Source organism: Neobacillus piezotolerans, assembly GCF_003362805.1.
GTDB classification, from domain to species: Bacteria; Bacillota; Bacilli; order Bacillales; family Cytobacillaceae; genus Bacillus_D; species Bacillus_D piezotolerans.
On the sequence record NZ_QNQT01000005.1, the window covers coordinates 139,436 to 163,715 of the forward strand.

The following is a 24,280-nucleotide window of genomic DNA, read 5'->3' on the forward strand; positions in this document are numbered from 1 at the left end:
ATGATGACAGGAAAATTCAGTTTAACACAGGTAAAAGAGTTTTTACTAGAGTATAATACAAAAAAAAAATTAAAAAAGAAATAGGTTTTTTGGAGGAAAATTAATTTGTTTTCCGATAAATTTCAACATTATTTTTGAAAAACAAACGTCCCGTCGATCATTGTCCATTGGGGTTTGGCCAGAAAATGGAGGGGATGGAAGTTCCAAAGAACAAGATCGGCATCCTTCCCTTCCTCTATACTTCCAATACGATGGTCGACTCCGAGGTTTCTTGCCGGGAGGATGGTGATCCCTTCCAGGGCCTTCTGTTCGGTTAGGCCTTCCCTTACGGCAATGGCGGCGCAAACATTCAAATATTGAATGGGAGTGTATGGGTGGTCGGTCGTAATGGAAACCTCTATCCCATGCTTTGAAAGTTCATGATACGTAGTCCAGCTTTTGTTTTTTAATTCAATCTTCGAGCGTCTTGTCAAAGTTGGGCCAACCGAAACCTTAAGCCCAAGACCGGCGAGTTCGTTTGCAATCAGGTGTCCTTCCGTGCAATGCTCTATCCGGACATCGAGCCCAAATTCATCAGCGAAACGCAAAGCCGCCATAATATCGTCGGCGCGGTGGGCATGAACGCGGATCGGAATCTCTCTATTTAAAGCTTTTCTTAAAGGCAGGGTGCGCAAGTCGTCCGTATCTTTTCCGGCGGCGTGATAGAATGCCTCCCGCAGCATCCCCATAATCCCCATCCGGGTAAGTGAATGGTTTTTCCCGTTGCTGTGGACGCGTTTTGGATTTTCACCCAGGGCGATTTTTAGCCCGGCGTTCTGCTTTATAATCATTTCGATAATATTGGTGCCGGCCGTTTTAATAACCGAGGTCGTTCCCCCGATTACATTTGCGCTGCCTGGCATGATATGGACTGCGGTAATGCCGGCTTCCCTGGCATCTCTGAACGAAGGATCGAGCGGGTAAACCCCATCCATCGCCCGAATGTGGGGAGTAATCGGTTCAATTGTATCGTTCGCATCATTTCCGGCCCAGCCTATGCCTTCATCATAGAGGCCAAGGTGGGTATGAACATCGATGAAACCAGGCAAGAGAAACATATTGTCGCAGTCTATTTGTCTCGTTTCCGGGTCATTTGAAAGATTTTTGCCCAGCTTTTTTATTTTTCCGTTTTCTACAAGGACATCGCAGTGTGCCAATGGCTGTCTAGTTATCGGTATCAGCGTTGCATTTTTCAGTAAAATTTTCCCCATGTTTCTACCTCATAGTTGATATTTTTAAATGGACTTTATTCCTTTGACCAATATATGCAAAAGGCCCATTTTGATTTCTATCGGCAGGATATTCTTTTCCGTCCAAAGAACCTTGGGAACCACGATAGACACGGAATGAATTGGACAGGCTGGCAATAGAATAATAGAAAAAGGCTATGGGGAGCTAGAATGAAAATTGCGGACTATTACTTCCAATGTTCGAAAGCATCCTTAAATTCCAGTTTATTGTTTTTATTTCCGGGTATTATGCTAATCATTTTAAATATTCTTTTTTGGGACAACAAACAGGCAATGATGCTTTGCCTTCCATCCGTTTCGGTTAGCATCATTTATTTTCAACAACATTTAATGGACCAAAAAAAAGCCTTTAATGCCGCGCATGCTTATGGCGGTCATTTGGAGCATTTTTTGAATGAGAATAGTATCCTTTTATTTTACGAGGCGAAATTAAATCCCGGTCTGCTTCTTTTTTCAAAAAACGGAGCGAAGGTTGGCGAACTGCGGAATAACTCACGGGGATTACCTCTTTTTAGGCGGAAGTATGAATTAACGGATGGCCAGGGCTGCCTGCTTGCGCATTACATCAATACCCCTAAAGGAACACTTGTTTATGATTCAGCCGGGCGGCAATTGGGCGGCCTATTTAAAACCAAGGGAAGCTGGACAATCAGGGATCGAGGAAACCAAATTGCCTCAATTGATTCGGCTAGGCTTTTTATGGACCTGAAAATCATAGGAAAAGAGGGAGTTCAGAGAGGCAGGCTGAGGAGGGGGATGATGCCGATTGAGTGGAAGACGTTTTCCGCCGATCCAAACAGCCCCGTATTCACGCTTCACCCATGGCTTTCGGATGAGGAAAGGCTTCTGTACATGGCTGTCCTGGTGAAGGAATTTTTTGTTGACCGTTAATATTGTATTTTTACCGCTACTGTGCGATTCTGTAACTGACGAAAATATCCGGGAGGTAGCGTGGTTGGAATTTCAATTTATTAAAGTACATGGTTCAGGCAATGACTTTATACTTATCGATGAACTTTCCGGGAAGGAATTGTTTACGGAAGAGGAAAGGGCTGAAGCCGCTCGCCTTTTATGCGATAGGGAGAACGGACCAGGAGCGGACGGAATCCTGTTCATTCAAAAAAGCGACCATGCGGACGCTGTCATGAGGGTGTTCAATGCGGATGGATCGGAAGCGTCCATGTGCGGGAATGGGCTTCGCTGTGCGGCAAGGTATGTTTGTGAGGAGCTCGGCAAAGACAGTGCCGTAATCGAAACGATGAAGGCAGACCTTCCTGTTAAAAAATATGAGGAAATTAGCGAAGGGATTACGACCTACAACGTAGAGATTTCCCCTGTTTTATTCCGCCTGAAGGATTTACCACTTAACCTACCGCAGGAAACGCTCCAGAACGGAAAAATCGCCGAGTTGTCGGATGAGCTCCTTTTTACCGCGGTCGCTGTTCCGAACCCGCATCTCATAGCCATTGTAAGCGAAAAGGAACTGCGGGGAACACTGCAAAAAGAACTAAGCGAAAAAGTGAACAGACCGAACAGCCTTTTCCCGGATGGCGTGAATGTCAGCTTCGTAAAGCCCTTGGAGGCCGGACATATTTATGTTAGGACGTTTGAAAGGGGAGTTGGATTTACGAATGCCTGCGGGACGGCAATGTCGGCTTCGTCGCTTGTAACCTGCCTTAATGGAATGAATGAACTTGATCTGCCGATTACTGTTTATAATGATGGCGGAATGGTGCAATGCATCGCAAGAAAATTTGGCGAAAATTATAAAATCGAATTAATTGGCAATGCGACATTCATGTACAGTGCGACGGGTGAGGTGGATTTCTTGCTGGGTAGATGCGTGTTTTCCAATGTGCGCGATTTCGGTGAACAAGAGCTGTATAATAGCCTTCAGGAAAAGGCGCTTGAATTCATTGCCGCCCATAAATAAGGTATTCGAGTTTTTCCGATTTCAGGCAGATGGATTGGATGCCCCGTTGGGGAATAAAGCAAATGGCCGAAATCTAATAAGGGTGTTAAAAAGGCAGTTATTGTACCACTTAAGCAGGGGCCGAGTGACATCCTTTTCGAAATTTGCCCCAAAAGATGTCACTCAACTGGGGTTTGAGTGACATCTTTTTCGTTATTTGCCCGAAAAATGTCACTCAAGTTGGTTTGAGTTACAACAGGGAGCCTGTATCGGGTAAACTCCGTGAATACAACAAATAATGTAAAAACGTATTCGCTTTAGGATTTTCCGCATAAGCCACAGGATGTTATTTTAGGTTCCCGCCCGTTTTTAAAAATTCAAGGACTGGCCCGAAAGGCTGTGTTTCTCCCTCCCTGAAGTAGTCCTGAAACGGGTCGCCGAGGTTTCTGTAGCGTTTTAGGACGTTAGGCAAGTTGAAGTCTTTTGGGTCAAGCCCTTCTCCAACCTCATCCCAAAATAATGGTGCAGCCACTCCGGCATGTTTGTTTCCCCTTGTTGAGTATGGCGCGATAATTGTTTTCCCGGGCGCATGCTGGACATAATCGACATACAGCCTGCCGCCGCGGTTCTTTTTCAGGCGCTCAATTGTGAATAGTCCTGGCTCCTTTGATACAAGATAGTTGGCGATGAATTCCGTGAAAAGCCGTGTATCATCGAACGAGTATCTATCATAGGGCAAAGGGAGATACACCTGCAGTCCTTTGTTGCCGCTTGTTTTAACAAAACCGGTAAGCCCGAGGCCGTCGATGACTTCTTTTATATAAGCCGCGGCCTGTACTGCGAGGCCAAAGTCGGCTGCCGACGGAGGATCGAGGTCAAGGACAATCTCAGACGCCTTTCCCGACTCAATCGTATGAAAGGGAATGTGATATTCAATTGCTAGCTGGTTTCCAAGCCAGACAAGTGTTTTCAGGTCATTGCAAACAATATAGTTAATTCCTTCGTCCAAATAAGTTTCAATAAAGTCCGGAGCGTAATCCGGGCAATTTTTCTGGTAAAAGGCTTCGCCAAACATGCCGTGTGGATAACGGATCACGGTCAATGCCCGTTTTTTTAAAAAAGGCAGCATGGATGGCGCCACTTCCATTAAATAATGGACAAGATCAATTTTACGGATTGAAGGGTTTTCCCATACCGGTTTATCCGGGTGAGTCAACTCAATATCTCCAGTGACGTTTTTCTGGTTAAACAGAAAATTATCAAACGTACAGTCTTCTGGACGCAAATCCAGCCTGAAACGGCTGAAATGCGGTTCACGCAGCTCACTATCATAAAGTTCGAGGTATTTCACCTCAAAGCAGATGGCGGGCTCCACGTAGATAAACCTGCTGTCCTCGGCCTTGCTGTTTTGTTTAATAACCGCAAACAATGCCTGTTTTTCCTCGGGCTTAAGGCCAAAAAGGATATGGCCTATCTGAATGACTTCCCCATCCTTATAAACCCCGCAGTAGTAATAACCATTTGACTTTTCATACGCGGTAATAAAGCAATCGACAAGCTTCCAATTTTTGTATTTAACCCATTTGGTTGACCGTTTTCCTTCCTCCCATTGGCTTTCCGGGGCTTTGGCCACGATTCCTTCGCCGTCATGAAGGACTACTTCTTCCCACAGCGTAGATAAAATGGCTTGCTGGGGAACAAGCTGTAGAAGCATATCGCCGGTTGTTGTTGGCTCCATTGCCATGCCTGTTTTTAAGAATAAAGAGGCAAGCCGGCGCTTCCTTTCGAGATAGGGAAGTGAATGGATCTTCTCGCCGCTCTCAATGAGAAGATCAAAGGCCATGAGCCGGGCGGGATTTTTCTTGGCAGCTTCTGCAATCCTCTTTTCCGCTTTCAGTCGGCCCCTTGTCTGGATCGCCGAAAAATTCGCTTTATACTCATTTTCAAGGATGGCCAGCTCGCAATCGATCCTAATCGGCAGAAATGGCTGGAATGCATTCAGGTGTGCATCGAGAAAGGCCCTGATTTCCGGGAACAACGGCAAAAGAGGCTTCTCATTGCGACTCGAAAGTCTTGGACCGTCAGCATCCCAGTCAAGAATGGCACGGAATCCGTCATATTTCACTTCGTACGACCAACCTGGAAATTCGGGTGGTTCGAACTGCAAAACAGGCAGCATTGGCTTCATTTTGGGTTCATCCTTCTCTTTTTGGTTAGTGTATGACTTATCCGCTGCCACTATCATGTTTTCCAAATCTTTTATTGATAGCTGCGGAAAATTTTACACAAACTAACTTCAAAAAGAATGGAGAATCACTATGCATACAATCTGGAAAGGCAGCATTAGTTTTGGCCTTGTCAATATTCCTATTAAGCTCCATGCGGCAACGGAAGACCGGGATGTGAAACTAAGGACTTTGCATAAGGATTGCAATTCGCCGATTAAATACGAAAAAGTGTGCCCTGTGTGCGACAGGGAAGTAAAAAGTGAGGAAATTGTACGAGCCTACGAGTATACAAAAGGCAAGTTTGTGGTATTGGATAACGAGGACCTCGAAAAATTAAAAAAGGAAAATGAAGAAAAAGCGGTGGAAATCATTGATTTTGTCAAAATGGAAGAAATTGATCCCATCTATTTTGACAGGAGTTATTTCATGTCACCGCATGAAGGGGGGAGCAAAGCGTATTCCTTGTTAAGGAGGGCGCTGGATGACTCAGGAAAGGTTGGCATTGCAAAAATCGCAATTCGTTCCAAGGAGCAGCTGGCAGTTATTCGCGTTTACGAAAATACGCTTGTGATGGAAACAATCCACTACCCGGATGAAGTCCGAAAGGCAAACGACGTTCCAAACGTGCCTGAAGCCGATAAAGTTACAGATAAGGAATTGGCGACTGCCATTTTATTAATCGATCAGTTGACGACAGATTTCGTTCCAGAGAATTATACAGATGAATACCGCACCGCTCTGCTGGACTTGATTGAAGCGAAACGGGCGGGCAGGGAAGTTGTGGCCCCGACGGCAAAAGAAGCGCCGTCAAACGTTACGGATTTAATGGCTGCCTTACAGGCATCCATTGACAGGACGAAACCAAAAGAAAAACCGAAAGCAGCCCCCAGAAAGAAAGCCGCTGCCCGCCCGAAAAAACAAGCGTAATCCATGGGCCGATTCTTTACGGGTCGGCCCTGCGGATAATTGAAAAAAGGTGGCTTACATGGCAAACAGACTTATAAAATTGGCATTCTCGTATATTGGATTGGCTGCGATCGTCCTACTAGGCTTCCTGCTTGCTTTCATTGGGATTACCGAAGAAATGAGAGAACATGAACTAGAGCAGTTTGATAGTATCATTATTGGTTTTGTCCAAGGATCGGTTTCTCCTTACCTGACAAAATTGATGCTTCTGATTACTATGGCCGGCTCGGTGGCATGGATTACCGTCGCGGTAATAATCGTTATCGCAGTTTCTTTTTTAAAAAGGAAATGGAGGGTTGGTCTATTTATCGGGTTGTCATCGGGCGTTGGCTCCATATTTAATATTTTCCTAAAGGAGTTATTTAAAAGGCAGCGGCCTGATATCGAGCCTTTAATTGTTGAACAGGGCTTCAGCTTTCCCAGCGGCCATTCCATGGGGTCGATGATTTTCTATGGAGCGGCTGCTTTCCTGGTTTTTCATTATGCAAAAAAAGCAAGCACAAAGACATTCGGGTGCGGAATCTTATTATTGATAATATTCATGATCGGCATTAGCAGGATATACCTTGGCGTGCATTATCCAAGTGACATCATTGGCGGTTTTACAGCGGGAGGTGCCTGGCTGACCGTCTGCATCATCCTTTTCTTTTATTTTGAAAAGAGGAGAAAAGTCAAGGAAGGGGAGGGAAAGCAATGAAAATAGTTGTCCTGTCCGATACCCATATGCCTAAAAGAGCCAAGGCATTGCCAGAAGCCCTTATCCCGGATTTAAAATCGGCCGATCTTATTCTTCATGCCGGGGATTGGCAGGAAATTGAAGTTTATACCATGCTCGCGGCTTTTTCGAAAGTTGAAGGCGTTCATGGAAATGTTGATAGCCCCGAAGTTAAAAAACTGTTTCCGGAAAAGAAAATTATTCAGGCTGGTAAATTCAGAATAGGTCTTGTCCATGGCCACGGGAGCGGCAAAACAACCGAAAAGCGGGCCGTGGAAGCATTTAAAGGTGAAAATGTTGATTGTATTATCTTTGGGCATTCCCATATACCCGTTCATATAATTAGAGATGGTATCGTCCTTTTTAATCCTGGTTCGGCTACCGACAAACGAAGGCAGCAACAATTTTCGTACGGCATTCTCGAGGCGGGGGACGAGCTTACCGCGAAGCATGTCTATTTTGGGCGATAATCCCCCTTGGCGATTGATTAGACCAAACCCGGAAAATAAGGTATACTAATAGTCAGAAGGAAAACTTTAAATGATTCACTTCACCGTATGTAAAGAGTGGCTGCAAGTCCTTTTTGCATCGGTGATTTTTAGTTCAGGGACATCCGGTCTGGTCAGATTAAAGCCTTGAAACGGGTTGGAGCATGGCCGAATGAACAAAAATCATGGAGGTGCCTGGAATGGCGTTTGGGCGAAGGAATACGGAAGAAGTTGTAATGGAAGAGACAGAAGTATGGGAATGTACCGCTGATGGATGCAAAGCATGGATCAGGGACAATTTTAAAAGCACGGATGAGCCCGAATGCCCGATTTGCAGCAGTGCTATGAAAAAGACAACAAGGGAATTGCAGGTAGTCGCGAATACAAGCAAACGGTACATTTAGCGGCAAGGATGGTTTAATGTGGATATTATCCAGGTGGACAGCAGCAATGTCGGCGCATTTATCGATTATTGTAGAGCGAACAGGAAAAGCCTTGATGATACTTTTTTGATTGATGACGAATTGGAAAAAATGAATCCTGAAAATGAGGACCCCTCGTTTATAGCGATCGAAGGCGCAAAGGTTGTCGGTGCGGTTTCCTTAAAAATGGATCGGTATCTTCTTAGGGGAAATCGGGCAAGATTCAGGATTTTCCATAGCAATCCCGGATTGCCTGAAGTTTATTCAAACCTGTTCTCAGCGATTAGGCCATATGCGGATAAGGTTGAAAAGGTATTTTTGTTCCTTCCTGAAACAGCGTTGGAAGCAAGGGAGAGGGTTGCTGAACTTGGTTTCTCGATTGAAAGGTATGCATACCTTTTAACAAGGAAAGACCTACCCTCTGATGAAATTTCGATTCCAGGTGGATTTTCGTTCAAGGAGTTCGTACCGGGAAGCAGTGAGAAGGATTATTGCCATATTCGGAATATAGCATTTTCGGGTCTCGCCGGGTCGGAAACACCTCTTACAGAGAAGGAAGCGGGAAAAATCGCCGCCCGGGATGATTATCTTCCTGGGGGAATTCTGTTCCTGTATCATGATGGAAGCCCGGTTGGCTTGGTTCGGGTCGCCAGGGAATTCTATAACGGGAACCATTATGCATTAATAGGGCCGATCGCGTTGCTTCCGGCCTATCAGAAAAGAGGGCTAGGACGGCAGCTTCTCAGGGCAGGGCTCCAGGCGGGGAGGAAATTTGGCCTCGTCCAGGCAATCCTGAGCGTGAACGCGGAAAATGAGAACGCCATCCACCTATATAGGAGTGAAGGCTTTGAAACGGATGAATGCTTTATCTCCTATGAGTATATTATTTAAAAAAGGTATCCTTCGGCTATAAGCCGGGATACCTTTTTCTTTGTAGAAGAGACGATGAAATGTATGAGTGCCCTTGGGCTAGCACTTACTGATAATTTTCAATGCAATACTTTAGGACCATTTCTTCTTCATCATCCTCCAAAGCAAAGTCAAAAACCTTTCCGGAATCTTTTTCGAAAAAGTTGTACTGGGCAATTTTATAGGCATCGCCTTCAACTGAGAAGATTACTTTTAATCCAGTGCCCAATTCCGAGTACAGTTCATCTTCTTCATCATCAGCTATATCAAGCAGGAATTCGTAGCGCTCTCCTGCCAATAGTCCAAATGGATCTTCAAGGAATTCTACTGTGTGGCCTGTAATTTCCATTCTGATTCTTCCTCCTAATAACATCTGCCAGGTACTTGCTCCATTTAAAATACCACAAAGGAATAGTTTTTAAAAGGAGGGAGGCAGCCTGGACATGCCAAAACCATTTCCGAACAATATGTGAATAATTGAACAAAATGACTTCAAGCGAGGGGACTATTGCTAAAATGGAGGTGTGTAGAACAACTTACTAAGCAAGGTTTCATGCAAAATAGGGATCGCAAACTTTCGTGTAATTTTGTGAAAACATTCACAATGAAAGGGTTGAATTCATTGTTACGGCAGATGGACTTGGCACAGTTATTTGAAGCGAGGCGTAATTTGTATCAATTTTTGCTGAGGATGTTCCATGGTCCGCTCGATCAAAAGTGGCTGGATGCCATTTTGGAATTTGGCGATGTTGGAGGCTTGGGGGAACTAGGCAATGGCGGAGCGGATTTGCAGGATTTTTTCAAAGGGAATCCCTGCTTAAAAAAGGAAGCTAGGGAGTTTTCCAGGCTGTTCATTGGGCCGGGCACTTTGCCAGTTCCTCCGTGGGAATCATTTTATCGAAGCTGCGAACAGATGCTTTTTGATGATGTGATGTATGGAGTACGGGAGCACTACCATAGAGAGGGCTTGCAGTTTGTTAGAGAAAATAATGAACCTGATGACCATTTGGCAGTGGAATTGGAATTCATGCTCCATCTTATTGTTAAGGGAATACAAGCAAAGGAAAATGAAGAGCTTTTCAGGAATTTGGAAAAACAGCGTGGCTTCCTGGATGTGCATCTGGCGCAGTGGATAGGCGCATTTGGGAAGAGGCTGGCCCATAGCACCGACAGCAAGCTATATAAAGGTGCCGCATTATTGGCCGCGGATTTCATCGCCAGTGATTTGGATTTCTTAAATGAATTAGTGGAGGGATTGTCCCATGCCGGATAAGGAATTGGAAAAAGGGATTCTCGAAAAACAATTTAAGAGGCGGACATTTTTAAAATGGTCTGGCGGAATTGGAATCCCCCTCGTCCTCGGTGGTTTTGGGGCAAGCCAGCTGGCGGGGAGGAAAGAGCCGGACAATGTGACAAAAGCGGAAACGCCGGAAAAAATCATTTCAACCTGCAGCATCAACAATTGCGGGGGACGCTGCGTCATTAAAGCGCACGTCAAGGACGGACAGGTTGTCAGGATCAGTACCGACACAAATGAAGACGATATTCTTTCCCCGCAAATGCGGGCCTGCATCCGCGGGAGGGGCTATAAAAAAATCCTGTACCATCCGGACCGGCTCAAATACCCGATGAAACGGGTAGGCAAGCGGGGCGAAGGAAAATTCGAGCGGATTACCTGGGCGGAAGCGGTTGAAACAATCGCGAACGAAATGAAGAGAATCGGGGAGACCTATGGCCCGGAATCAAGGTACGTCAACTATGCGTCCGGCCAGTCATGGGGCCTGTTCGGAGGGGAGTTTATGGCCAGGAAGCTGCTTGCCATGACCGGCGGCTACCTTGGCTTTAGAAACGATTACAGTTCAGGTGCCGGGAATGTCGCGACGCCGTATACGTATGGGACAAATAATACCGGATCAAGCTTCGACTCACTACTCCATTCCAAGTATATTATTCTCTGGGGACAAAACCCATCGGAAAATATCTTTTCAACACCATATACATCCTATCTGCGCGAGGCGAAAAAGAACGGCGCGAAAATCATAGTCATCGACCCCCGCTATACCGATACCGCGGTTGCCTTTGCCGATGACTGGATTCCTATCCTGCCCACGACCGATAATGCGCTGATGGATGCGATGGCGTATGTGATGGTGACTGAAAACCTATATGATAAGGAGTTTGTCGATAAATATTGCATCGGTTTTGATGAAGCGCACATGCCGGATGGTGTGCCAAAGGAAGAAAACCTCCGAAACTATCTGCTTGGCAAAACGGACGGCATTCCTAAAACACCTGAATGGGCCGAAAAAATATGCGCAGTCCCTGCAAATAAAATCAGGGAAATTGCGAGGGAATACGCCACCATCAAACCAGCGGCCCTCCTGCAGGGATGGGGCCCTCAGCGCCATGCATATGGGGAGCAAATCATGCGGGGTGGCGCTCAGCTCGCCTGCCTGACAGGAAACGTAGGCAAGCTAGGTGGATGGGCCGCGGGTACAGGGTATTGGTCAAGATCTGGCATAGCCTATCCAATAACATTCGAAAACCCTGTAAAGGCGACAATCCCTTGCTTCCTTTGGGCCGACGCGGTTGAGAGAGGCACGGAACTTACAGGGGAAGACGGGCTTCAGGGCACAGAAAAACTTAGAAGCAATATAAAACTAATTTTTAATATTGGGGGCAATATGCTCGTTAATCAGCATTCGGACATCAACAAGACTATCAAGTTGCTTGAGGATGAGAGCAAAGTAGAATTCATTGTGGTGAGTGACCTTTTTATGACGCCTAGCGCCAAATATGCAGACATCCTTTTGCCGGGCACAACCTTTTTTGAAAGGTGGGATATTGGGGTCCCCTGGTGCTTCGGGGATTATGTTGTATTTGGCGAAAAGGCAATCGACCCTCTATATGAATGCCGGAATGAGTACGATGTGTTCGCCGATGTCGCTGAACATTTCGGTCTTAGGGAAACGTTCACAGAAGGAAAAACGATGCTCGACTGGGTGAAGGTATGCATTGAACGGACAAGGGCAGAGCTTGATCCGGCTTTCCCAACTTTTGAGGAGTTCAGGAAAAAAGGCGTCCACCATTTTTCATTTGACGAACCTCTTGTCGGGTTCAAAAAGCAGGTTGAGGACCCGGAAAACAATCCATTCGAGACACCGTCAGGTAAAATCGAGTTTTTTTCAAAGGCGCTTTGGGATATGGAAAAGCATGATGTAATCCCGCCGTTTGCGAAGTATGTACCCGCTTGGGAAGGGCCTGCTGATCCGTTAAAGGAGACATATCCTTTGCAGTTAATCAGCTGGCATTATAAAAGGCGCTGCCATTCCACCCACGATAACAATCCGTGGCTGGAAGAGGCAGCCCGCCAGGAAATGTGGCTAAACCCAGCCGACGCCGCTTCAAGGGGGTTAAAGGATGGAGACCGGGCGCGGGTTTTCAATGGGAGGGGCGAATTGACCATTCCTGTTAAAGTAACAAGCCGGATCGTCCCGGGAGTAGCCGCCATCCCGCAAGGCGCATGGTATACGCCGGACAAAGATGGAATCGACCAAAGGGGCTCAATAAACGTGCTGACCGCCCAAAGGCCGACTCCTCTCGCAAAAGCAAATCCGCAGCAAACAAATCTTGTCGAGGTAAAGAAAGCATAGAGGGGAGTGGCCAACGATGGCACAAATGGGTTTTTATATCAATCAAAGCCTATGCTCGGGGTGCAAGGCATGCACGGTAGCCTGCAAGGATAGGAAGAATCTTGAAGTGGGAATGAATTTTCGCAGGGTGTACGCCTATGAGGAAGGCGCCTATATCCAAAAGGGATCCTCGATTGTCCACAATATAAAAGCGTTTTACTTTTCGATTTCCTGCAACCATTGCACGAAGCCTGCATGCGTTCCAATTTGCCCGACCGGCGCGATTACGAAAAGGAAGGAGGACGGCATAACCATCATCGACCAGGATAAATGCGCCGGAACGAAATTCTGCGTATCGGCTTGCCCGTATGGTGCGCCCCAATACAATGAAAAACTTTTTAAAACGAATAAATGCGACTTCTGCTTGGATCTTCAAGAGAAAGGCGAGGATCCGGTTTGCGTGTCGACCTGTATAATGAGGGCGATTGAATTTGGGCCAATTGAGGATTTGCGACAGAAGTTTGGCACTGTTGATGAAATAAAAGGGATGCCTAGCGCGGCAATTACCAATCCGAATCTGGTGATCACTCCGCATAGAGATGCGGTGAAAATATAGCGTTAAATTTGTGGAAATCGGTGGGCAGATCCCCTGGGCACTAAAAGAAGGCTTAGCGCCTGAACGGCAGAGGATAGCCAGACCTTGGGGCACTAAAAGAAGATTTAGCGCCCGAACAGCAGAGGATAGCCCGTTATTCGGGCACTAAAAGACACGCCCGAACAGCAGTGGTCAGCATGTTATTCGTGCACCAAGGAAAAACTTAGAAAACTCCCTCGACATAACACCAAAAAAAGTGCGAAACCTTTTTCGGTTTCGCACTCTCTTATAGTTTATGCGGATGAGAGGACTTGAACCTCCACGGGGTTGCCCCCACTAGAACCTGAATCTAGCGCGTCTGCCGATTCCGCCACACCCGCAAAAGAAATTACTTTTATACTATAACATATTTTATAAAGTGCTGCACGAATTTTTTCCTTCCAAAATTAAAGGGCAGCCTTTAATCAGGCAGCCCTTATCCTCAAGCAGGTTCTTCGTTTTTGCCCGGGCGAATTTTCAGCAAGGCGACAATCGCCGATAAAATGCAGGCGCCGCTTAGAAGGACAAAAATCCAAACATCCGCTTTTTTCAGAAGGAGTGCAACAAGCGGAGGGCCGGCCGCTACCCCGATAAAACGCATTGAACTGTAAATCGATGTGATTGTGCCCCGCTCCTTTTTATCGATTCCCTCAGTAATGAGCGCATCGAGGGAAGGGAGGCAGACCCCGATTCCGACTCCGCAAATTGTAAACATCGTAAGGAGGAACCAAAGTTTAACCGAAACGTAAAGCGCCGCTATCGAGGCGCCTGCCATAAGGATCCCTCCCAGGATAAGCCATTTCATTAACACTTTATTTTTTTTGATTACTTTTCCAGTGATATAGGATGAAAGGCAAAGGGCCCCGAGTGGCAAAGCAAGGAAAAGCCCTTTTTTAAGGTCCTTGATCCCAAGCTCTTTTTCAAAAACCTCCGACAGATAAAACAGGATCCCGAAAAGGACAAACATTAAAATGCCGCCGATAAAAAAAATCGCATAGAGCCAGCGTCCTTTTTTCGTAAATGTATTTTTGATATTCGTGAAAAAAGTTTTAAAAGGAATCGGCTTTGCGGAACTTTTTGGGCATTTTACGAGAAAAACCATCAGTAAAATGGATATCGCGCAGAAGACAGGAATTAAAACAAAAGGCAAAAACCAGACAATTCCCGCCAAGAAAGCGCCTAGGACAGGGCTAAGTACTTTGCCGAACGTATTCGATGTTTCAATAACGCCGAGAGTGCTGCTCACCTCGTGGTCTTTCTTGAACATATCGCCGACAAGGGGAAGTACGATCGGGGCCGCGCCAGCAGCCCCGACCCCTTGCAAGGCCCTTCCTGCAAGGATGATCCAGTACGCATCATCTACTTTCCAGGAAGCCCAGGCTGAAATGGCACCGCCAAGGGCCGTGATAATAAGGCTTGGTATGATGACTTTTTTTCTGCCGATATGGTCGGAAAGATACCCGGCAACCGGAATCAAAAAAATTGCGACTATCGAATATACCGTAATAATCATGCTCGTTTGAAATGGCGTGATTGATAATTCCTTTTCCATCGCGGGAAGGACGGGAATAAGCATGGAATTTCCAAGCGTCATCACGAGTGGTATGGACGATATGGATAGAATAGCCCATTTCTGCTTTGCGACTTCTCCCGATTTCCCCTTTTCTTTGGTGCTTGATTGGGTTTGCTGGCATAGCTTTTCGCTGTAATCCATGATAAGCTGAACCGCCTTTGCGAAATAATTGCATAACAGGACACGGACAAAAACGCCCGCCGTATCTTTACTATTTACCAATCGCCAATATTGTAGTAAAAAGAATATATCCTTTTATTTGAAAAGTGGGCGAGGAAAATGAATCAACCAAAAATCATTCAACTGGCAATAGGGAAACCAAAGAGTTTTGAAAGAAATGGAGCGGAATACATATCGGCCATTGGTAAGGAACCAGTAAAGGAAGTATTTCTCACAGCGGAAGGATTGGCTGGGGACGGAATCGCCAACCCGGAATTCCATGGCGGCCCGGACCGGGCACTCTGCCTTTACCCATTTGAACATTATCCAAAGTGGGAGGAAGAGTTTGGGGTTCAGCTCTACCCGCCGGTTTTTGGAGAAAATATTACCGTGGCAGGTATGAGGGAATCCGATGTTTTTATTGGCGACATATTTAAAATCGGGGGAGCGGTTGTCCAGATTACACAAGGCAGGGTACCGTGTTCCACTATTTCAAAATTCAATTCAATCGACCCTTTTTTAAAAAGGGTATACAAAACTTGTTTAACAGGTTATTTTTTCAGGGTCCTGGAGGAAGGTTCGATAACACAGGATTCAAAAATCGTACTCCAGCAACGAAGCAATCAAGAAATCACTGTCTTTTCCGCGGCCAGGGCAATCCTCCATAAGAGCGGTGACACGGACTTTATTGAAAGATTGGCGGGGCTTCCTGAGCTTGCGGAAGAATGGCGGTACAAGGCGGAAAAAATTTTAGAAGAAAAGTTAGCAAAAAAGTAATGTGTTTTTAGTTGACATTCTGAAAATTCAGGATTATCATGAAAAGCAATACAAAAAGCATTGACGAAGAGTAGTAGCTTAGGCTGAAACTAAAGAGAGCTGATGGGTGGTGCGAATCAGCGTGGACGCCTTGGTGAATGGACTTCCGAGCTTCCTGACCGAACCTTTTAGAGGTGTAGGCTCAGGCGATCTGCCTGATCGTTACAACAGGCGCGCATTCGCCGATTTGGCTTGATGCGGACAAAGCGGGCTGTTCATTCAGCCAATGAAGGTGGCACCACGGGTCTCCCGTCCTTTTTTGGACAGGGGCCCTTTTTGTATTCCGGAAAGTTTTTGTCCGTAGGCAGAAAAAACAATTGTCTTTTTTTAAACAAAAGAGAATAACGATAAATCGCTGAGCAAGGGGAGTAGGCCTTCATTGCCTGATACAGAGAGCCGGGAAGGGTGGGAACCGGTACAGGGAGGTTGGCTGAATGGGCTTGCGAGAGGCTGCCTGAATGACAGTAGGGCCGCACGGGTTTCCGCCGTTAAAAGGATAGGGTATCGGATTATGTTCCCGTACCCGAAAGAGGGAGTGGATTATTCCATTCCAATTGAGGTGGCACCGCGGTCGCAGAATCGTCCTCTATACACATTATTTCTATGTGTATAGGGGACTTTTTTATTTTTATTGAATCTGAAAAGCAAGGAGTGATTGCGTTGTCCAAGGCAGCTGGAACGGCAGGAAAGGTTCAGTACATTGAAATGCAGGGAGACACCCTTACCCCGGTGGCGATTTTTCAAAAACTAAAAGGAAAGAAAAAATTCTTACTGGAAAGCTCGTTAAAGCATACGGATACTGGCCGTTTTTCCTTTATTGGCGCGGCTCCCGCTCTAGAATTGATTTCCAGCGGAGCAAAAAACAGGCTAATAACGTCCTCCGGGGAGGAAACAGAGATTGTAGGATGTCCACTTAAAGTTATGGAAGGTTTGATTCCACCTATACAAGCCGATGTTCCGTTCCCGTTCTTCGGAGGGGCGGCGGGTTATGCCGGCTACGACCTGATCAGGCTGTATGAAGATATAGGGCCTATACATGACAGCGGGCTTGGGATGCCGGATTGCCATTTCATGTTTTTGGAAGAAGTTATCGTTTATGACCATCTCGAGCAAAGGATTTACATAACGGGAGTCCCGCTTCTAGAAACGACAACAGCGGAAAGCCTGGCTGCGAGGCTGGAAAAAAGGGCAAGTGAACTTTCTTTGACAAGCGTTTGTACCGAGCCTGCACCATTTTCCCTTGGACAGTTCAGCGGGATGATGGCCAAAAAGGAGTTCATGGAAAAAGTTGACGTTGTTAAGCGCCATATCGAGGAAGGGGACATTTTTCAGGGCGTTTTATCCCAAAGGCTAAGAGCTGAGTTCAGCGGCGACCCTTTTTCCTTTTACAGAAAACTAAGGCTCGATAATCCGTCGCCGTACATGTTTTACTTTGATTTCGGCGCCTATACCGTAATGGGCGCATCCCCTGAGAGTCTTGTTAAGGTAAGCGGAAGGACGGTTTACTCCAATCCAATTGCCGGAACTAGGCCAAGAGGGATAAACAATCAATCGGACATCGTCCTATCGGATGAACTGCGGCATGACGAGAAGGAACTTGCCGAACACAAGATGCTGGTTGACCTAGGAAGAAACGATTTGGGCAAGATATGTGAATTTGGGACAATAAGGGTCAGCAAATACCTGGAGATTGAGAAATACCGGCATGTGATGCATCTGGTATCCGAGTTGGAGGGGACGCTCAGACCCGAATTTTCTTCACTAGATGCATTGGCGGCGTGCCTACCCGCGGGCACGGTTTCAGGGGCTCCAAAAATTAGGGCCATGCAGATCATCAATGAACTTGAAGGTACGAAGCGAGGCCTTTATTCGGGCGCAATCGGCTACCTGTCGGCTGGCGGGGATTTGGATTTCGCGTTAGCCATCCGGACAATGGCCATTAAGGACGGCGCTGCTTTCATTCAGGCGGGTGCCGGCATTGTCCACGATTCCATCGCGGAGCTTGAATACGAAGAAACAATCAACAAATTGAAAGCCTTTTTGGGAGGGTAATCATGATCCTGCTAATTGATAACTACGATTCATTTACCTTTAATTTATACCAGTATATTGGTGAACTAGGGGAAGGCGTCAAGGTCTGCAGGAATGACAAAATCTCCATAGGTGACATTCGGGAGTTGAGCCCTTCGGCAATTGTGCTCTCGCCCGGACCGGGTAAGCCTGAGGAAGCAGGGGTTTGCATTGACATTATCCGAGAGCTACACCGAGATGTCCCTATCCTTGGGATATGCCTGGGCCATCAAGCAATCGTTAAAGCATTTGGGGGAACCGTCAGAAAGTCGGTATCAATCCGGCACGGGAAGACCTCCACTGTCATCCATACCGAAAGCGGGCTTTTCAGGAATCTGCCCAAGAAAATCGAGGTTATGCGTTATCATTCACTCGCTGCCGAAAAAAGCGATTTACCCGGTGCATTGGTCATTGATGCCGTTGCGGAAGAAGACGGGGAAATCATGGCAGTCCATCATCGGGACTTTCCGGTATATGGAATCCAGTTTCATCCAGAGTCAATCGGAACACCGTCCGGCAAACAAATCATTGAAAATTTCCTGAATGGGATTGAAAGGAAGGATAGAGATGAAAGAATACTTGCTTCGACTATCTGAGAGGGTTTCGCTATCCGAAATCGAAATGAAGGACGCAATTGGAAACATGCTGAACGGGGAAGCGGAGGAAACCGAGATTGCCGCTTTCCTGATGGCTTTAAAAATGAAAGGTGAAACACCGGAAGAACTGGCTGGCATGGCGGAAGCGTTAAAGGCAAACTCCCTTGGTTTTGGCAAACAGGTGCGGGATGCCATGGATAATTGCGGCACCGGGGGCGATGGCGCATCGACTTTCAATGTAAGCACAACTTCCGCCTTTGTTATCGCGGGTGCGGGGGTTAAGGTGGCCAAGCACGGAAACCGGAGCATTTCGAGTAAAACCGGGAGTGCGGATGTGCTGGAGCACCTGGGCATTCACCTTGACATACCTCCCGCCGTTTCGCAGGAAATCCTTGAGGAACTGGGAATCTCATTTCTGTTTGCCCAGCATGTCCATCCCAAATTGAAAAAAATCATTGCTGTTAGAAAACAGATGAAAATTCCAACCGCGTTCAACATGATTGGCCCCCTTTCAAATCCAATCGATTTGGAATATCAGCTTGTAGGTGTATACAAACCGGAGTTCATTCCATTATTTGCAAAAACATTGAAAGTACTTGGCCGGAAACGTGCTATTGTCATCAACGGAAAAGGGTCTTTGGACGAAGCTTCCCTTGAAGGGGAAAACCAGCTCGCAATCCTTGAGGATGGAGTGATTTCTTATGTCAAGCTTTATCCCGAAGAGGCAGGGCTTCGGCGAATTAATAATTCCGAAATAAGAGGCGGCTCGGCGGGAGAGAACGCCAAAATCCTCATGGATGTTTTGTCCGGCAAGGAAAGCCCCTATAGGGAGACCGTGCTTTTGAACGCGGGGTTGGGAATTTTCGCGGCGAGGCGCGCTAAGAGCATTATCGAAGGAATTGACATGGCTAGGCGGAGCATTGATTCGGGAGCCGCCTACAAAAAACTTGAGGGACTTAGGAATATTTCTGACCGTATTAGAAAGGAGGCAATCTAATTGGAGACGATTCTCGATAGGATTCTTGCCGAAAAGCAAAAGGAAGTTGCCTATTTAAAGGAGTACGGTATGGAGGCAAGAGGGAGCCTTCCAAAAAGGAAGCCGTTCATTGAGGTACTAAAGCATTCAAATGATCTTGCCATCATCGCGGAGTTTAAAAGGGCATCCCCCTCGAGAGGGTTGATTAGCGAAAACATTCGGCCAGGCAATCAGGCGAAATTGTATGAACAGGCTGGTGCCTCTGCGATTTCGGTATTGACTGATTCTGCTTTCTTCAAAGGTTCCTTTGACGATCTGAGAGAAGTCCGGAGAGCTGTTGGATTGCCGATCTTATGCAAGGATTTCATCATTGATGAAATCCAAATCGACCATGCCTATCTGGCTGGGGCGGACATTATCCTTTTAATTGTCGCGGCACTGGAGGAATCAAGATTGATGAACCTGCACACCTATGCGAAATCCCTAGGGCTTGAGGTACTGGTTGAAATCCATAACGAAGAGGAATTTGTGAAAGCGACGAATGCCGGGGCGGAATTAATCGGTATTAATAACCGGGATTTGCGCACATTTACTATCTCATTGGAAACAACCACATCTCTCGGGCCAATGGTTCGGGCTTCTGGCGCCTGTCTGATCAGTGAAAGTGGTATGAAATCTGCTTCTGATGCGAAGCTTGCCGCCGCTGCCGGGGCACAGGGCCTCCTGATTGGGCAGACGTTCATGGAGAGCGGTAGCATGAAGGAAAGTTTTCGAAGTTTTATCGTGCCGAAGTTAGGGGTGGCTTTAGGATGAAGGTGAAAATATGTGGGATCACAGACGTGGAAACTGCTTTAAATGCTGCCGATTACGGGGCCGACGCGCTTGGATTCGTGTTTGCAGATAGCAGAAGAAAAGTTTCCCCACAACTTGCAAGGGAGATCATTGCTCAACTGCCATTGGAAATAAACAAGGTAGGCGTATTTGTAAATGAATCGAAACAAAAAATCGAAGACATTGCCGAATACTGTGGACTTACCCATATTCAGCTCCATGGAGAAGAAACCCCAGATTTTTGCAATGGATTTTCCCTTCCGGTAATTAAGGCATTCAATATAGGCTGCCATGCAGACCTTGAACTTGTTACTCATTATGAATGCGAAGGATATTTGCTCGACAGCCCAAAAGGCGTATATAGGGGCGGAACAGGAATTCCCTTTGATTGGTCGATCCTGCAAAATGGTATGCTCGATAGAAAAAAACTCATTCTCGCAGGGGGATTGAACAGTGATAATGTTGCCTCGGCCATTCGCACTGCCAATCCCAATATGGTGGATGTCAGCAGCGGGGTGGAAACAGAAGGGAAAAAGGACTTGTCAAAAATGAAAGAATTCATTCTGGCGGCAAAACGATATGGAGGAAAAGAATGATGAAAACATACATGATGCCTGACGAGAGGGGCCATTTTGGTACATTTGGTGGAAGATTCGTTCCAGAAACGCTGATGCAGGCCATCCTGCAAATGGAGGAAGCATACAAGGAAGCAAAAAACGATCCATTGTTTCAACTTGAGCTATCCAGGCTTTTAAAAGATTATGTAGGCAGGGAAACACCGCTTTATTTTGCCGAAAACCTGACAAAGCATGCTGGAGGGGCAAAGATTTATTTGAAGCGGGAGGATTTGAACCATACCGGCGCACATAAAATCAACAATACGATTGGACAGGCGCTGCTTGCGATTAGGATGGGGAAGCGGAAAATTGTAGCCGAAACCGGAGCCGGCCAGCACGGCGTCGCCACTGCCACGGTCTGCGCGCTTCTGAATCTGGAATGCGTTGTCTTCATGGGTGCCGAGGATGTCAAGCGTCAGGCGCTGAACGTGTTCAGGATGGAACTCTTGGGGGCGAAGGTGGTGAGTGTCAAGTCGGGAAGCTCCACATTGAAGGACGCGGTGAATGAAGCACTCCGATATTGGGTCGCCAATGTGGATGATACCCATTATTTGTTGGGTTCTGTCATGGGCCCACACCCCTTCCCGATGGTTGTCCGGGATTTCCAAAGTGTAATCGGCAAGGAAACAAAAAGGCAATTTGCTGAAAAGGAAGGCGGGCTCCCCGATGCAGTCGTCGCCTGTATTGGCGGCGGGAGCAATGCGATGGGAATGTTCTATGATTTTATCGAAGAAAGAGAAGTAAAGCTTTTCGGCGTCGAAGCAGCGGGAAGCGGGATCGACACGCCGTTCCATGCAGCCTCCCTAACAAAAGGCAAACCTGGCGTCCTTCATGGAGCTTTCATGTATCTTCTCCAGGACAGGGACGGCCAGATTCAGGAGGCTCATTCAATTTCGGCCGGACTTGACTATCCTGGCGTAGGCCCGGAGCATAGCTACCTGAAGGATAATGGAAGGGTCGCATATAATTCAATCACGGACGAAGAAGCGCTTTCGGCGTTTAAGCTTCTTGCAGTCAAAGAGGGAATCATTCCTGCACTTGAAAGCGCGCATGCGGTCGCTTTTGCGGTAAAGCTTGCCGCAAAAATGAATCCGGAAGAATCGGTGGTTGTCTGTTTGTCCGGGAGAGGAGACAAGGATGTCGAAACGGTCAGGGGAGTAATGGGAGGAGGAGAGACGCATGAATAGATTGGCTGAAAGTTTAAGGCAACTGCAGGCTGGAAATAAAAAGGCCTTTGTCCCGTATATTATGGCCGGCGATGGAGGGCTGGAATGCCTGGCTGATAGGCTGGTGATGCTTGAATGGTTCGGCGCTTCCTCAATTGAGGTCGGCATTCCCTTTTCAGATCCAGTAGCGGACGGGCCTGTTAACCAGGAAGCAGGCTTAAGGTCGCTTGCCCGAGGTACGACATTAAAAGGAACGCTTGAACAGTTAGCCAGGGCGAGGGCATCGATTTCCATCCCGATTATTGTGATGACGTATTTAAATCCAATCCTCGCTTATGGGATTGATGAATTTTGCCGGGACAGCAAGGAGGCCGGAATTGATGGAATAATCATTCCGGATCTCCCTATAGAGGAAGAAGGATTAATGGAACCGTCCCTTGTAAACGCGGGGATCGAATTGATCCGCCTTGTCACCTTGACCACTCCGCCTGAAAGGATAAGGGAAATTACTGATAAAGGTAACGGCTTTGTATATGCCGTCACCGTAAAAGGGATAACAGGGGGAAGGGACAGCTTTCAGGATGGCCTTGCCGCTTTTCTTGCTGAAGTAAAAAGCGTGAGCAGGCTCCCGGTGTTCGCGGGATTCGGGGTTTCAACACCGGCACAGGCGCGTGAACTAGCTTCCCTTTGTGATGGTGTCATTTCCGGAAGCCGGATTGTCGAACTTCTTCATGAGGGAAAGATGGATGAACTGGAGGAGTTAGTCTCTTGCTTTAAAAAAGAAAAAGAATCGGTTATTTAAGTGATTTCTCTCTTCCGGGAACAAAGGCAAAAACCACATCGTCAACGGTGTGGTTTTTCAGCTGTTGCGCAGACGGCAAGAACGGGATGGTCGTTTTTAAAAGAAATGCAGATGTTTTCCAGTCCTGCCTCTTTCAGGCCATGTTCCAGTTGCTCTCCTAGTTCCCTGGCAGTATGGTTCGTGTCTCCTTCCTCCCTTGGCTGGACGGTAATGGCCACCTTGCCGCCATTTTTGAGGGCATAAGGAAACCTGGCCAAAGTTTCCTGTGGGTTTTTCCATAGCGGAAAATTGTTGACTGAGAAAATCCGGTCATATTTTTCAGATGGAAAATTAAAATCCGCTATATCACCGCGCCACAGCTTGAGTTTTCCCGCATTTAGTAGATGTTCATGTTTATTAGCCGTTTCTTCCTTCATTTTCGTTGAAAGGTCAATCCCTTCAATAGTACAATCCGGACACCTTTCAGCGATAAGCCCTATCGCATAGCCGGGGCCAAAGCCGATTTCAAGAACTGTTTGCCCGTTTGTAAGCGAAAGATTATCGATTGTCCATTTATTGATTTTTTTATTTTCAAAATACATGATTTTTCCGGCGATTTTGCCTAAAAAGCCGCCTGGCACCCTGAATTGCTTAGCAAATCTCTTCACGTTCGTTTGCCTCCTTGAATACTGTTTACCCAAAAAACCGGGATTGAAAATTCCAAGCGGCATAGACGTGCGATTTGTTACAGAGAATTGTCCGTATTTTCATTATACTAAAAGAAAAACTGGCATTACTTTTTCAGGATGAGAGGGTTGAATCCATGTGGCTGTATGAGGGAATTCTAAAAATTCTTGACGAAAAAGGGCCGCTGCCGCTATCCGCACTCTGCTATGAAGCGGATTCGCTTTTTTTAGGTGATGAGTTTACCCACGGCCCGTCGGAGATTTATACTGTGTTAAATAAGGAAAAAGAATTGTTTTCCATCAAGGACGGCATGATATCCATCAACCCCGGTAAACAGCCGCTTAAGCTGTCCGTTTTTGCGGAACTGCCTGGCGTCGGTGCCCATCAATTAAGGGTGGATTTTACACGGGGCCAATTTATTTTAATAGAATGGCGGGACAAGGACAGTCCTCGTTTCAATGGTGTTTCGGAACCCAAGCAGCCTGGCGACATAGCGGCATTTAAAAGGAAGGTATACAAGTCGGCGATCTGGAACTGGGATAAAAGCTATCTTTCGGGTGAAGGTATTATACTTGATGGCTTTACTTGGTCGGTGAAGCTGAAAACCAAATCTGCAGTATATGAAAGAAGCGGCACTAATAAGTTTCCGGTTAAATGGAAAATTCTTCAAGGCGGTATTCGTGAATTGACAGGTTACCCTTTTGGGTAGGCTTTTTAGGATGCTTTGTCCATTGTTGGTGCTTAAGCTTAGTGGCGATTTATTGATCAAATCCGAAAAATTTTCGAAAAAGGGACATCTGGGGATTTTGATCT

The 24,280-nt window shown here is 46.6% G+C and carries 24 protein-coding genes, 1 tRNA gene and 2 other annotated features; of the genes, 19 read left to right on the forward strand and 6 right to left on the reverse strand.

Features of this window, described 5'->3' with window-relative positions; translation table 11 throughout:
• Window positions 1-128: 128 nt before the first annotated feature.
• Complete coding sequence (locus DRW41_RS13075; RefSeq protein ID WP_115452454.1) at window positions 129-1,250, reverse strand: amidohydrolase; 1,122 nt, start codon at window positions 1,248-1,250, stop codon at window positions 129-131.
• A gap of 189 nt (window positions 1,251-1,439) precedes the next feature.
• Here DRW41_RS13075 and DRW41_RS13080 point away from each other — a divergent pair, with 189 nt between their 5' ends.
• Together DRW41_RS13080 and dapF are read left to right on the forward strand one after the other, a co-directional pair.
• Window positions 1,440-2,180 carry a hypothetical protein gene (locus tag DRW41_RS13080; RefSeq protein ID WP_115452455.1) on the forward strand — a complete coding sequence of 247 codons (741 nt, stop codon included), beginning with the start codon at window positions 1,440-1,442 and terminating at the stop codon, window positions 2,178-2,180.
• 64 nt (window positions 2,181-2,244) lie between these two features.
• Window positions 2,245-3,222 (forward strand): diaminopimelate epimerase, encoded by a 978-nt coding sequence (gene dapF / locus DRW41_RS13085; RefSeq protein ID WP_115452456.1) that lies wholly within the window; start codon window positions 2,245-2,247, stop codon window positions 3,220-3,222.
• Window positions 3,223-3,547: 325 nt separating this feature from the next.
• On the opposite strand, the gene DRW41_RS13090 is transcribed toward dapF, so the two are convergent.
• Window positions 3,548-5,389 carry a DNA ligase D gene (locus DRW41_RS13090; RefSeq protein WP_115452457.1) on the reverse strand — a complete coding sequence of 614 codons (1,842 nt, stop codon included), beginning with the start codon at window positions 5,387-5,389 and terminating at the stop codon, window positions 3,548-3,550.
• Window positions 5,390-5,519: 130 nt separating this feature from the next.
• Between DRW41_RS13090 and ku the strand changes: the two genes are divergently transcribed.
• From ku to DRW41_RS13115, 5 genes are all read left to right on the forward strand, one after another.
• On the forward strand, window positions 5,520-6,356 hold the full coding sequence (gene ku / locus DRW41_RS13095) for a non-homologous end joining protein Ku (RefSeq protein WP_115452458.1): 837 nt from the start codon (window positions 5,520-5,522) through the stop codon (window positions 6,354-6,356).
• Between the two features lie 58 nt (window positions 6,357-6,414).
• Window positions 6,415-7,092 (forward strand): phosphatase PAP2 family protein, encoded by a 678-nt coding sequence (locus DRW41_RS13100; RefSeq protein WP_115452459.1) that lies wholly within the window; start codon window positions 6,415-6,417, stop codon window positions 7,090-7,092.
• The gene (locus tag DRW41_RS13105; protein WP_115452460.1) at window positions 7,089-7,580 is read left to right on the forward strand and encodes a metallophosphoesterase family protein; all 492 of its coding nucleotides are present in this window, start codon (window positions 7,089-7,091) and stop codon (window positions 7,578-7,580) included. The genes DRW41_RS13100 and DRW41_RS13105 overlap by 4 nt, the downstream gene beginning before the upstream one ends.
• Window positions 7,581-7,798: 218 nt before the next feature.
• Window positions 7,799-8,002, forward strand: coding sequence for a cold-inducible protein YdjO-related protein (locus DRW41_RS13110; RefSeq protein WP_115452461.1), 204 nt, complete (start codon window positions 7,799-7,801; stop codon window positions 8,000-8,002).
• 18 nt (window positions 8,003-8,020) lie between these two features.
• Window positions 8,021-8,911 carry a GNAT family N-acetyltransferase gene (locus tag DRW41_RS13115; protein ID WP_115452462.1) on the forward strand — a complete coding sequence of 297 codons (891 nt, stop codon included), beginning with the start codon at window positions 8,021-8,023 and terminating at the stop codon, window positions 8,909-8,911.
• A gap of 85 nt (window positions 8,912-8,996) precedes the next feature.
• Here DRW41_RS13115 and DRW41_RS13120 read toward each other — a convergent pair whose 3' ends face one another.
• A complete protein-coding gene (locus DRW41_RS13120; protein ID WP_115452463.1) occupies window positions 8,997-9,278 on the reverse strand; it encodes a DUF6509 family protein in 282 nt (93 codons plus the stop codon).
• A 291-nt stretch (window positions 9,279-9,569) separates the two neighbouring features.
• Here DRW41_RS13120 and DRW41_RS13125 point away from each other — a divergent pair, with 291 nt between their 5' ends.
• The 3 genes from DRW41_RS13125 to DRW41_RS13135 are packed head-to-tail and all read left to right on the forward strand — an operon-like array spanning window position 9,570 to window position 13,177.
• Entirely contained in the window at window positions 9,570-10,202 is a 633-nt protein-coding gene (locus DRW41_RS13125; RefSeq protein ID WP_181884540.1) for a TorD/DmsD family molecular chaperone, read from the forward strand.
• Window positions 10,192-12,582, forward strand: coding sequence for a DMSO/selenate family reductase complex A subunit (locus tag DRW41_RS13130; protein ID WP_115452465.1), 2,391 nt, complete (start codon window positions 10,192-10,194; stop codon window positions 12,580-12,582). The genes DRW41_RS13125 and DRW41_RS13130 overlap by 11 nt, the downstream gene beginning before the upstream one ends.
• 16 nt (window positions 12,583-12,598) lie before the next feature.
• Window positions 12,599-13,177: a DMSO/selenate family reductase complex B subunit gene (locus DRW41_RS13135; RefSeq protein ID WP_115452466.1), complete on the forward strand. Its 579-nt coding sequence runs from the start codon at window positions 12,599-12,601 to the stop codon at window positions 13,175-13,177.
• Window positions 13,178-13,452: 275 nt separating this feature from the next.
• On the opposite strand, the gene DRW41_RS13140 is transcribed toward DRW41_RS13135, so the two are convergent.
• Window positions 13,453-13,536, reverse strand: a tRNA-Leu gene (locus DRW41_RS13140).
• A gap of 101 nt (window positions 13,537-13,637) precedes the next feature.
• Window positions 13,638-14,948, reverse strand: coding sequence for a bacillibactin exporter BcbE (gene bcbE, locus DRW41_RS13145; RefSeq protein WP_281272314.1), 1,311 nt, complete (start codon window positions 14,946-14,948; stop codon window positions 13,638-13,640).
• A gap of 99 nt (window positions 14,949-15,047) precedes the next feature.
• Here bcbE and DRW41_RS13150 point away from each other — a divergent pair, with 99 nt between their 5' ends.
• The 8 genes from DRW41_RS13150 to trpA all read left to right on the forward strand — a co-directional run bounded on the left by DRW41_RS13150 (window position 15,048) and on the right by trpA (window position 22,801).
• Window positions 15,048-15,704 (forward strand): MOSC domain-containing protein, encoded by a 657-nt coding sequence (locus DRW41_RS13150; RefSeq protein WP_115452467.1) that lies wholly within the window; start codon window positions 15,048-15,050, stop codon window positions 15,702-15,704.
• Between the two features lie 51 nt (window positions 15,705-15,755).
• Window positions 15,756-16,003 (forward strand) — a binding site (T-box leader).
• 86 nt (window positions 16,004-16,089) lie between these two features.
• Window positions 16,090-16,333: a binding site (T-box leader), on the forward strand.
• Between the two features lie 115 nt (window positions 16,334-16,448).
• Complete coding sequence (trpE, locus tag DRW41_RS13160) at window positions 16,449-17,795, forward strand: anthranilate synthase component I (protein WP_245959437.1); 1,347 nt, start codon at window positions 16,449-16,451, stop codon at window positions 17,793-17,795.
• A gap of 2 nt (window positions 17,796-17,797) precedes the next feature.
• Window positions 17,798-18,409 carry an anthranilate synthase component II gene (locus DRW41_RS13165; RefSeq protein ID WP_115452470.1) on the forward strand — a complete coding sequence of 204 codons (612 nt, stop codon included), beginning with the start codon at window positions 17,798-17,800 and terminating at the stop codon, window positions 18,407-18,409.
• A complete protein-coding gene (gene trpD / locus DRW41_RS13170) occupies window positions 18,381-19,406 on the forward strand; it encodes an anthranilate phosphoribosyltransferase (RefSeq protein WP_115452471.1) in 1,026 nt (341 codons plus the stop codon). Before DRW41_RS13165 ends, trpD begins: the two co-directional genes overlap by 29 nt.
• Complete coding sequence (gene trpC, locus DRW41_RS13175; RefSeq protein WP_115452472.1) at window positions 19,407-20,198, forward strand: indole-3-glycerol phosphate synthase TrpC; 792 nt, start codon at window positions 19,407-19,409, stop codon at window positions 20,196-20,198.
• Window positions 20,195-20,812, forward strand: a complete 618-nt coding sequence (locus tag DRW41_RS13180; protein WP_115452473.1) for a phosphoribosylanthranilate isomerase — start codon at window positions 20,195-20,197, stop codon at window positions 20,810-20,812. Before trpC ends, DRW41_RS13180 begins: the two co-directional genes overlap by 4 nt.
• Complete coding sequence (trpB, locus tag DRW41_RS13185) at window positions 20,812-22,020, forward strand: tryptophan synthase subunit beta (RefSeq protein ID WP_181884541.1); 1,209 nt, start codon at window positions 20,812-20,814, stop codon at window positions 22,018-22,020. Before DRW41_RS13180 ends, trpB begins: the two co-directional genes overlap by 1 nt.
• Window positions 22,013-22,801 (forward strand): tryptophan synthase subunit alpha, encoded by a 789-nt coding sequence (gene trpA / locus DRW41_RS13190; RefSeq protein WP_115452475.1) that lies wholly within the window; start codon window positions 22,013-22,015, stop codon window positions 22,799-22,801. The genes trpB and trpA overlap by 8 nt, the downstream gene beginning before the upstream one ends.
• A 41-nt stretch (window positions 22,802-22,842) precedes the next feature.
• Here the strand turns inward: trpA and DRW41_RS13195 are convergent, their stop codons facing one another.
• Window positions 22,843-23,448, reverse strand: a complete 606-nt coding sequence (locus DRW41_RS13195; protein WP_181884542.1) for a class I SAM-dependent DNA methyltransferase — start codon at window positions 23,446-23,448, stop codon at window positions 22,843-22,845.
• Between the two features lie 74 nt (window positions 23,449-23,522).
• Between DRW41_RS13195 and DRW41_RS13200 the strand changes: the two genes are divergently transcribed.
• Complete coding sequence (locus DRW41_RS13200) at window positions 23,523-24,176, forward strand: hypothetical protein (protein WP_181884543.1); 654 nt, start codon at window positions 23,523-23,525, stop codon at window positions 24,174-24,176.
• Window positions 24,177-24,280 lie beyond the last annotated feature (104 nt).